This window comes from Fodinibius sp., assembly GCF_041642155.1.
Classification (GTDB): Bacteria; Bacteroidota; Rhodothermia; order Balneolales; family Balneolaceae; genus Fodinibius.
Genome location: NZ_JBEPWZ010000024.1, coordinates 1 through 10,571, shown reverse-complemented (window position 1 = coordinate 10,571; position 10,571 = coordinate 1). Strand labels below are relative to the sequence as shown.

Sequence of the window (10,571 nt, the reverse complement as noted above, 5' to 3'; positions counted from 1 at the left end):
CTCGCTAAAGGTCTCGTTGTAAGTCAGCACATTTTCATTAATCAGGTTAACGAGCCGGCTTCTGAATTCACTACCGCCATTCTGACCACTGCCGCTTCCCCTGCTCTCTATAAATCGCTCATTTTGTTGAAATCGGAGTTTAGCTCCCACAGAACTTCTGAGCTCCAGGTTATCCAGGAAGTTTACTGAGAGGTATACTTCCCCGTTGTTGTTAAAGACATGGTTGAAATAATGAGAATGGTTGAGTGCTGCTATCGGATTAATGGCAGCGGACGCGGTGACATGCGATACATAGTCCGGCATCCGGTAATAGCTGCCGTCCTCCCGCGGTTCAGGACTGACGAAAGGAGCAAACTTCACCATATTCTGTATGCCCGCACCACCCGGTAATGTCCGGTGACTGTACTGCGGATTAAGCATAACACCTGCGCTAAAAGTATCATTAATATCCACGTCATAGCTACCCCGTACGGCATATTGTTTATAAGAGGTAGATTCGAAGGTTCCTTCCTCATCCTTGTAGCTTCCGGACAGGTAATAATTGGTTTGATCCGTACCTCCGGAAACCGACAAGCTGTAATTCTGAATCGGCGCCGGGTTAAACAGGATATCCTCCCAGACATGATCGCCCGACTTCAGGGCCTCTTCGTCCGCCCCGGGACGATAGTTGCTGTCGCGCTGTTCGCTGTCCAGCGGCAGCGTATGATCCCCGCCGGCATAAAACCAGTCCCGATTTACATAACGGGCCGTATACTCATAGAATTCATCTCCGAACATCCACGCATCCTCACCATGGAGCATGGGATCGGCAATTCCGTAAAAGGTATTCAGACTGAATCGCGGGGCTCCTTCACCTTGTTGCCCCTGCTTGGTCGTAATAAGAATAACTCCGCCCGCGCCTCTGGAGCCATAAATAGCAGCCGAGGAAGCATCTTTGAGGACCTCAATGGATTCGACATCATTCATGCTGATATCGTCGAAACTGCCGCCGGGAAAGCCGTCAATCACAATCAATGGATCGTTGCTTGCCGAGATAGTCCCGGGTCCGCGAATCGTAATATCGGGCGAATCACCCGGACGGTTCCGCGTCTGGGTAATGTTTACGCCGGACAAACGACCAACCAAGGCATTTTCAGGCCGACTGACAGGCATTTGATCCAGCTGGGTATTTTCAACTTTGGAAACGGAAGCTGTCAGGGAGCTTTTCTGTACTTCCCCGTATCCTACGACGACCACTTCATCAAGACTACCCAAGTCTGGTTCAAGGCTTACATCAATAACCTCACGGTCACCTACGATAACTTCCTGGGTCTGGTACCCGACAAAGGAAAAAACCAATACGGCATCCTCTCCCGGAACTTCCAGGCTGAACTCTCCATCGGCATTGGTCGCCATACCCGTGCTGGTTCCCTGAATCAGTACGTTCACACCCGGCAGGGGTTCCCCGGTTTCGCTGTCGGTAACAGTTCCCGTTACGGTCTGCTGAACAGCCTCTATGGACTGCTCTTTCTTCTGGATCACCAGCACATCCCTGCTGGATGGCAGCGTAGCTTTGAGATCGGTTCCCTCCAGGAGCTGATCCAGCGCGTCATAAAAAGGGGTATCATTTACCTGTAATGTTACCTTCTTATCCGGGATATGTTCGGGTTGAAAAGAAAGTCCAACCTGTCCCTGTCGTGCCAACTGGCGAAGAGCGTTGTCCAGAGTCGCATCATTCAAGTTCAGCGAGACTAAACGATACTCGCTGCTGACTTTCGCTTCTACCAGCTGGTCCACTTTGGCAGGCTCTCCTATCTGAGATGACTGCAGGCTTAATGAAACTGCCGGCTGGCTAACGCCATATAGAAGCAGACCGACAAACATCAGCGCAACTTTGCTACATCGATTCATTGTTTGTAACCCTGTAGTAATTTTATTCATCATCGTTTTTATTTTGTCATTAAAAGAAATTAGTCCTGCTATTCCCTTCCGTGTGCTGTTCCTGTTCATATTTTTCTGTTTCGGTATCCGGTTCCTGAAAAAAATGCTTTCAGATAAAGGTACAAACTGGCCCGATACGCTAATTACCCTTGTAATGCACTTCTACATAATAATACACATAACTCAACCAAAAGTATTAGAGAAAATAAAAATCAGGCCAAAATTTAGTATAAAGTTCCATTGCAACCTCCGGTTTAATAGTTATACAGGACTTCTTGGATCCCCGGGCTTCCAGTGAACCACATTGCCCTCTCTGCGGTAGTCTATTTCCAGGGTTAGAGCAATTACCTCCAGAGCTTTTTCGAGTGATTCCCGTTCGAAGTCGGCGGACAGTACCAGGTCTTTGAGCTGCCGGTTCGCATACTCAAAAGATACGCCGTAAATCCTACTCAACTGTTTTGATACGTCCCGCAGCGGGATATCATCAAACTCCATGCGGCCACTCATCCAGCTCAAATAATTGTTGTTCTTAAATTCATCAATTTCAATAGTGTGGTCGGTTAAGCTCAGGTATCCGAATTGGCCGGGATTAAGTTCCGTAGCCTCTTCTTCTGTTTGCTGTTCTGACCATAGTGTTACCTTGCCCTCCGTTACCGCCACCTGGACGTTGTCATCACCGGGAAACGCCCTGACATTGAAAGCGGTGCCCAGATCCTTTACCGAGGCGTTGGGGGTATGAATGAGAAAAGGCTTCTCTTCATCGTGAACAACTTCAAAAAATGCTTCTCCATTCAGTTTGACTTCCCGGTTCGGTTCCCCGAATGTGCCGGAAATCCATATCTCGGAATTACTGTTCAGCCTGATCTCAGACCCATCTCCCAGGGTTATAACTCGTTGCTCGTTCTCACCGGCAACATAATGAATAGGTTCCGGGTCCGGCTCGGGAGTGGACGATGATTGCGACCAAACATAAAACATGGCGGAGATCAAAACTATGACTACGGAGGCAACGGATCGCCAGTGGAGGCCTTGTTTTTTCCGTTCCGCCTGTTGGTGTCTATTTCCGTAGCCGAGACTGTTTTTTACTTCTCTCCATATTTGATCTGATTTCGCTTCCGGGACCAGAGCTCGTATCCGCTCATCCTGCAGCAGAGAAATATCATCCTCTATTTTTTGCTCCAGATATCCCTGTCCCTCCGGAGTAGAAAGCCACTTCAACACTTGCTCGGCCTCCTCCCCCTTGCAATTATTGTTGAGAAATTTTTCTGCTAAATCTCGCTTCATGGTATTGGTTTTCCCGTTTTTAAGAACTTTATTATTAATACACATAAGTTGCCCGAAAGTATTAGAGGGATTGGGATTTTTCTTTTTTGGTTTTTTATTAATAGATTAAACGGGCATTTTTTTGGTACCCTTTCCCCGAACTTCAAAGCAATTTCTAAAACCAACAAAGATTATGGCAACAGATCAGAAAAAGTACGGCATCGGCATTGTCGGATGTGGAAATATTTCGGACACGCATGCGGAGGCGATAATGAAGACGCCCAAAGGCAAGCTTATTGCCGCCCACAGCAGGACCGACGCTTCGGTCAATACCTTTAGTGAAAAATATGATATAACGCCCTTCACATCATACGAGGAATTCCTCGGTAATCCCGACCTGGACATCGTTGTTATATGCACCCCCTCGGGCACCCATCTGGATTACGGGAAATCGGCCGCCGAGGCGGGCAAACACGTTATTGTTGAAAAGCCCATAGAAACGACCGTCGCACGGGGACAATCGCTGATTGATAGCTGTAGCAAAAACGAGGTAAAACTTGCCGTAATCTATCAAAGCAGGTTTATGAAGGATGTCATGCAGATGAAAGAGCTTATTGACAATCAACAAGTCGGCGATATCTTCATGGCCAGTGCCTCCGTTAAATGGTTTCGGGACCAGGAATACTACAGCAACTCTTCCTGGCGGGGTACCTTTGCCCTGGATGGAGGAGGTGCGGTTATCAACCAGTCCATACATACCATCGATCTTTTACAGTGGTTCATGGGAGGGGTAAAAACCATTTCCGCCTTCAAGGGGACCTTCACCCACGAAGGCATAGAAGCGGAGGATAACGCGGTTGCCTGCCTGGAATTTAACAATGGAGCTATCGGCGTTTTTGAGGCCTCGACCTCTATCACCCCCCCACAGGATCGAAAAGTGGAAATCAATGGTACCAGTGGTACCGTGACTCTTAAAGGGGAATCCCTTCAGAAGAAACTGGGTGATCGGGAAGCGGCTGACCAGGAGGATAACTCGGGCGAAGCCACCGGAGCCGCCAGTCCCCTCTCCGGGATGACGTATCAGGATCATAAAAATCAATACGATGCCATTTTGGATGCTTTCCACCATGATACAGAGCCGGTGGTATCAGGGGAAGACAGCCTGCAGTCGCTGGCGATCGTGGAAGCATTGTATAAGGCAGCCGACGAACAAAAGCCGGTCCATATTGAGGATATTCTCTCGTAAAGTTGCTAACCAAAAACTGGCCGCCATTCTACCGGAGGCCCTGTTCAGGCACCGGCTGATGGAATCTACTATTCGAGGAGCTTTTCAGGGTATTACCAGAACCTTTTTGCAATACCGACTGTCCCGAGGAGCATTCACGCTGCGACCAGACGGTCTCAAAAGTAGATATGGCACTTATCGGATGGCAAAAATCGACGCTTCGAAACGTTTTCCAAAGCCGTTCAATAAACCCATGGCCATAATTAAATTATTTTACTGTAAACTGCTCAACGTAATGACAAAAGAAAGTAATTATGGACATTCCCGGATTTGTTGATCTGCAGGTAAACGGACATAAGGGCATTGATTTTTCCAGTCCCCAGCTGACAGAAGAGGATTTCGTTTTCGCCTGTAAAGCATTAATAAGAGAAGGGACCGCAGCCTTCCTGCCCACCATCATAACATCGTCAGCGACTACCTTTGAACGAAATCTCCGTCTTATGGCCAACTGCATGGGGCGCGACGATCTTACAAACGCCCTGCTGGGATTTCATGTAGAGGGACCTTTTATCTCGGAAAAAGACGGGGCCAGGGGCGCACATAATTCTGAATGGGTACGGAAGCCGGATACCGGCTTCCTGGATAAGCTCTATAAATGGTCGGGAGAACGTATCAAACTGCTGACGATCTCAGCCGACGTTGAAGGTGCTGCCGACTTATGCCGCCATGCCACGAGCGAACTCGGCATCACCGTTTCCCTGGGACACCACCTGGCTACCGGGGAAGAGCTGGACAAGGCGGCGGATGCCGGGGCCCGTGCTCTGACTCATCTGGGTAATGGAATTCCCCGCCTGCTGCCTCGTCACCATAATCCCCTGTGGGCGGGGCTTGCCAATGACCGTTTATCGGCCATGATGATTGCCGACGGCCATCATATCCCTCCCTCTGTTATCAAAACGATTATCCGCACGAAAGGTGTATCCAGGGTCATTGTGGTCAGCGATGCTTCTCCCATAGCGGGACTGCCGCCCGGGGAGTACAATACGCTCGGGAACGAAGTCATACTGGAAGAGTCGGGACGCCTTTACAACCCGGAGACCGGGTATTTGGTGGGCTCTTCCTCAACCATGCTTGACTGCATGAACTACCTGGGGTCACTGGATCTTTTAACAGATGATGAGCTGATGCAGGTAGGATTCTTTAATCCCCTTCAGCTCATAGATGTGGATTCACCCGTGGTGTTAAATGAATCCCCCTCTTTGATAGAGAGAAAAGAAGGTAAGTTTGTCTTGAAATAAGCCGGCTATGTACAAGCCTTCAGACTTTACCCGCTTGTATAATTGATCTTGTGCGCTAAAACCGGATCTTTGTTATCACTTAATCTCTGTGTTGTCACTTGACGGCATACGGTTGCACTAAAAAATAAGTTTGAAGAAAAAACGCTGGTTAATCTGTGTATAAGATAAGACACTGTCCCCCGGTGCCATCCTTCTTATTCCGACTAAGCGTGTGCCTGCATTACAATTATCCGCCAATCCGGTTTCAATAGACCACATTCAGCCCATAAGGCATGGTTAAAAAAAGCTCCGGGATAAAACTGGCAAAAAAGATTAAAGTTCATATTTTCAATGATTTTAGAATCGAATGGCTCCTTATTAAGCGAATGACTCATTATTTAAAGACCGGTGATTCTTCCTAAAAAGACCGGTGACTTAACATAATTTAGTTCGCTCTATAATTTATACTAACCAGCAAAATTTTTATTAACCAGTAACCAAGATCATTCTGATATGCAGCGATACGGCAACCCCTGTAAACGGACCTCCTTACTGTTATTCCTCTTACTTCCGGCAGTGCTCTTACTGACCGCATGTGGGAAAGAATCATTCTGGCCGCCGGAGGTCCAGCAGGTACCCGATGAATCGCCCGTGCTCTCTCCCGAAGAGGCCCTGGAGTCATTCTACCTGCCGCCCGGTTACGACATCGAACTGGTGGCCAGTGAGCCCTTAGTGGTGGATCCTGTGGCGATGGACTTCGATGCGGACGGTCGGCTGTGGGTCGTTGAGATGCGCAGTTATATGCCGACCGTCGATGCCGAGGGAGAAAAGGAACCGGTTGGAAAAATAGCAGTGCTGGAAGATACCACCGGGGACGGACAGATGGACAAGCGGACGGTTTACATGGATGAGCTGGTCCTTCCGCGTGCGGTCAAGGTGCTGGAGCACGGTGTGCTGGTGGGAGCCCCGCCCAATCTCTGGTTTACCCGAGACACGACGGGCAACCTGAAAGCGGACGTGGCAGAAAAGATCCGGGAAGATTTCGGCGACCCCACTGTTAACCCGGAATCCAATCCCAACAGCCTGATGTGGGGCATGGATAACTGGATTCATACCACCCGGTACGAGGGGCGTTTCCGGCTGACCAATAACCAACTGGAATATGACGAAACGCCCAGCCTGGGGCAATGGGGCATATCGATGGACGACTACGGCCGCATCTACCGTAACAGCAATTCCAATCCCCTTTTTGTCGACTATATATCACCGCACTATTACATGCGTAACGAGGATGTCCGCCGGCAACGGGGAATCTACGAAGCGATCAATAAAAACAGAGCCGTCTGGCCTGTACGTCCCACTACCGGTATCAACCGGGGCTACCGGGAACACATGCTGCGGGATGACAGCACCCTGGCCCGGTATACCTCAGCCAGCGCGCTTGCGGTCTACCGGGGAGACCGGCTCCCCGATGAACTGCGCAGTAATGTGTTTGTCCCCGAGCCGGCGGGCAATCTCGTGCAGCGACTGGTCGTCGAGAAGCAGGAGGACGGCTCCCTCTTCGGCTATAACCCGTATGAAGATCTCGAGACGGACTTTCTGACGTCCACCGACGAACGGTTTCGCCCGGTAAATATGTACTCCTCCCCCGACGGAACGCTCTATATCGTCGACATGTACCGTGGAATTATCCAGCATGGTCAATTCCTGACTAATTATCTCGAAACAGAAATTAAAAAACGAGGACTGGAGAAACCGGTGGGACTCGGGCGGATTTACCGGGTTGTTCATGAATCAGGCGAGCCGTCCGATCCTCCCCGGCTTTCGTCTAAATCGCCGGAGGAGCTGGTCGACTACCTCGACCATCCGAACGGATGGTGGCGCAACACGGTGCAGCGGTTGCTCGTCGAGCGCCAGGCCGATGACGTTGCAGTGGAACTCCGCGAGCTGGTCCAAAGCGCTGAAGAAGACTACACGCGCCTGCACGCGCTGTGGACGCTCGACGGACTGAATGCCATCGATGACCAATCCCTGCAATCTGCCCTGTCGGACCCTTCCCCTCACTTGCGGGCTGCGGCTATACGTATTGCAGAACCCCGGTTTGCCGGCCCGGATCCGACTTATACTAAAACCGTCATGGAGCTTGTAGACGATCCCACTCATATTGTACGGCGACAGCTGGCGGCCTCCGCCGGAGAGTTCCCCGCGGACAGCAGGGACGAGGCTTTTCTGGATATCATCAACAGGTATGGAACCGACCCGATGGTTGTAAGCCTGGTAATCAGCGGACTACCCGATCGGGAGTTTGCCTTCCTGGAACAGCTCCTGGATGAGGCATCCGGCCGTGAAGGCACCCGGCTGGCAGCTCAGGAAATAGCAGAAGTGGTCCTGCATTCCGGGTCGGATGCGGACACCCAGAGGCTGTTGGACTGGATTGCAGACAGCGGTAAGTCGGACTGGCAACGGGAGTCCCTGCTGGCAGCCCTGGAAGAGGGGGCCCCGGAATCTTCCCCCGAGCGTGTTCGGCTGCTTGAACTTGATCAGAAACCGACCGTGTTACTGGCTTCAGCCAATTCAGATTCAGAAGACCGGCAAATAGCCGAACGGATCAGCGAGGTGATCGATCGGCTGGGCTGGCCCGGAAAACCGAGAACCGAACCCGAGTCGGAGCCGCTGACCCCCGATGAGAAAAAACGATTTGAACGCGGCAAGGATCTGTATTCCACTTCCTGCGCCACCTGTCATCAACAGAACGGGCAGGGTATAGAAGGGATGGGCGTGCCGCTGGTTGACTCAAAATGGGTACTGGGACAGGCCAGTCACTTGATACGCATTCTGCTCGACGGCAAAGAGGGAGACATGCGCATGCCGCCGGCGGGACATCATTCTGACGAGGAGCTTGCGGCGATCGCCACGTATCTCAGGCGGGCATGGGGACATGAGGAGAGCCCTGTAACCCCTTCTGCCGTCAAGGAAGTCCGGGGAGCTTCGACCGGCCGCGACGAACCCTGGACGGAAGAGGAGTTAAACGAACACCGGCACTGAGAGGCTGGAAGATCCAATCATCCGATGACTAAGCTCTGCTATTGGTCCTCAGTCTCCTCAACCAGAAGGTCGATAATAAGCAACATATTTCGGAGAATATGAAACGGATCCTTCACCGGCAGGGCTGCAATTTTATCAATGGGCGCTCCCTTCCGGTCGCGGATCTGAATCCATTCTCCTATTTTCTTATCGGGGTTTGGAAATGTCTCAAAAACATAATCCCGCATCATTTCATAGCGGCGCAGTATCTTTTTATTTCCGGTGAGTGCATAGGATACCAGGGTGGCATACAAAGCTTCGGAATGAGGCCACCACAGTTTCATATCCCAGGTATCCAGAATCAACTGTTCATACTTTGTAGATTGCTCTCTCCCCTTCGGTTTGCCTCCTTTTTTATCGACAAATCTCAGGAGTCCCCCGTAGGTGGGATCCCACCCCAGGTCGATCGCTTTTTCGATGGCCCGCACCGCTTTATGGATATACCCCGGCTGATCTGTCTGCTGCGCTGTGTGTATGACAAACCACATCGATTCAATGGTATGACCCGGATTCAGGTGGCGAGACAACAGGATTTCGTCCTCGGACGACGGATCATCGGGCAGCATTTCGGCGACCCGGTGGTCCTGTTCCCGGTAAAAATCATCCATTACATCTTTCATGTACGACACGCTGTGCTTCTGCAGCTTTGCCTCTTCCGGATGCCTTAGTTTCCGGGCTGCTTCTGCTAATTCCTGGGCCACATTAAGCATGATCATCGGAATCGAATGGGCTCGGTACCCCTGCGGTATGGGATAGGGTTCTGTACGTATATTCCCCTCCTCTATCCGCTCCCTTATGTGGTTATACAGCTGCAGGGCTCTTTCAAACCGATCATTGTCATCGGACACGGCTGCAAATTTTCCCAGTCCGAGAGCGACAAAACAATCCGCATACAGGCTGGTGTCGAATCCCTCACCCGGAATGCTTTCTTTCTTTTTTCCCTCCTCGTTAAGCACATAAGCACAGTTCCCGTTTTCAAGGAAGACGTTGGCTTCCAGGAAACGCGCGGTTTTTGTCAGGTGATCGAGGTAGTCTTCCCGCTCCCCTTGCAGCTTATTTTCGGATATCATCTGGGCTATCTTGGACCATAGCCACAGGAACCGGCCCTGCGACCAGGTATATTTATCCGTGCTTACCAACTCGTCGCCCGTATTGTTATAACAGGTGTATATTCCGCCATGCTCATGATCCAGCGCCCGGCTCCAGAACGGCAGCAGGACCTCTTCCACATGTTCCCGGTAAAAGTCCAATTGCTCTGTATTCATATCCATCTTATCAGAGAATCTCTTCAACGATCTCTTTTTTGTCCAGTTCCAGTTTATCCAGCATACTGTCCACCTCGGCAGGCACTTCATTATTTCGGTTCAACCATCCGTACAAGACAAACAATATAAAGGATACAAATAAAGGCGAGGCAATCTCCACCACCTGTATCGTGTCAACGCCGTATTTGGCCACGACAAAGGCGATTAATCCCCCAACAATGGAAATGATCGCCGCTTTGGAATCGCAATGACGGAAGGTAGGCAACAGGCCTAAAATCATGGGCACGGAAATGGGTCCCACTATGGCGGCAAACCAGCTGATAATCAGTCCCAAAACCCCTCCGAATGATTCTGCGTTGATCGCAATCACCAGGGTCAAGGCCGTAAATACGAAGGTCGACCACCGGGCAAGGCGCAGGGACTGTTTTCGCTTCAGGTTTTGAAACTTTTTAGAAAGGTTGGGCAGAATGTCGCGGGTAATGACCGAGGAAATCGTATTGGCATCGGAGGAGGTCATGGACATCGTATTGGCAAACA

At 50.6% G+C, this 10,571-nt stretch carries 6 protein-coding genes and 1 pseudogene; 3 read left to right on the top strand and 4 right to left on the bottom strand.

Features of this window, described 5'->3' with window-relative positions; all coding sequences use genetic code 11:
* Both ACESLU_RS03085 and ACESLU_RS03080 read right to left on the bottom strand, forming a co-directional pair.
* Nucleotides 1–1,890 (bottom strand): SusC/RagA family TonB-linked outer membrane protein (locus ACESLU_RS03085; RefSeq protein WP_372634959.1); only part of this gene is annotated, 1,890 nt, incomplete at its 3' end.
* Nucleotides 1,891–2,181: 291 nt separating this feature from the next.
* Nucleotides 2,182–3,204: a FecR family protein gene (locus ACESLU_RS03080; protein ID WP_372634956.1), complete on the bottom strand. Its 1,023-nt coding sequence runs from the start codon at nt 3,202–3,204 to the stop codon at nt 2,182–2,184.
* Nucleotides 3,205–3,376: 172 nt separating this feature from the next.
* On the opposite strand from ACESLU_RS03080, the gene ACESLU_RS03075 reads away from it, so the two are divergent.
* From ACESLU_RS03075 to ACESLU_RS03065, 3 genes are all read left to right on the top strand, one after another.
* Nucleotides 3,377–4,429 carry a Gfo/Idh/MocA family protein gene (locus ACESLU_RS03075; protein ID WP_372634953.1) on the top strand — a complete coding sequence of 351 codons (1,053 nt, stop codon included), beginning with the start codon at nt 3,377–3,379 and terminating at the stop codon, nt 4,427–4,429.
* Nucleotides 4,430–4,722: 293 nt separating this feature from the next.
* On the top strand, nt 4,723–5,706 hold the full coding sequence (locus ACESLU_RS03070) for an N-acetylglucosamine-6-phosphate deacetylase (RefSeq protein WP_372634949.1): 984 nt from the start codon (nt 4,723–4,725) through the stop codon (nt 5,704–5,706).
* Nucleotides 5,707–6,198: 492 nt separating this feature from the next.
* Nucleotides 6,199–8,730, top strand: coding sequence for a c-type cytochrome (locus tag ACESLU_RS03065; protein WP_372634947.1), 2,532 nt, complete (start codon nt 6,199–6,201; stop codon nt 8,728–8,730).
* Between the two features lie 38 nt (nt 8,731–8,768).
* On the opposite strand, the gene ACESLU_RS03060 is transcribed toward ACESLU_RS03065, so the two are convergent.
* Together ACESLU_RS03060 and ACESLU_RS03055 are read right to left on the bottom strand one after the other, a co-directional pair.
* Nucleotides 8,769–10,040: an AGE family epimerase/isomerase gene (locus tag ACESLU_RS03060; protein WP_372634945.1), complete on the bottom strand. Its 1,272-nt coding sequence runs from the start codon at nt 10,038–10,040 to the stop codon at nt 8,769–8,771.
* 4 nt (nt 10,041–10,044) lie between these two features.
* Nucleotides 10,045–10,571: pseudogene (locus ACESLU_RS03055) on the bottom strand (Na+:solute symporter); the annotation flags it as partial.

Bases quoted from the DNA above. Each gene is read 5' to 3' on its own strand.
- ACESLU_RS03080 (WP_372634956.1), bottom strand. From the start codon at position 3,204: ATGAAGCGAGATTTAGCAGAAAAATTTCTCAACAATAATTGCAAGGGG.
- ACESLU_RS03075 (WP_372634953.1), top strand. From the start codon at position 3,377: ATGGCAACAGATCAGAAAAAGTACGGCATCGGCATTGTCGGATGTGGA.
- ACESLU_RS03070 (WP_372634949.1), top strand. From the start codon at position 4,723: ATGGACATTCCCGGATTTGTTGATCTGCAGGTAAACGGACATAAGGGC.
- ACESLU_RS03065 (WP_372634947.1), top strand. From the start codon at position 6,199: ATGCAGCGATACGGCAACCCCTGTAAACGGACCTCCTTACTGTTATTC.
- ACESLU_RS03060 (WP_372634945.1), bottom strand. From the start codon at position 10,040: ATGGATATGAATACAGAGCAATTGGACTTTTACCGGGAACATGTGGAA.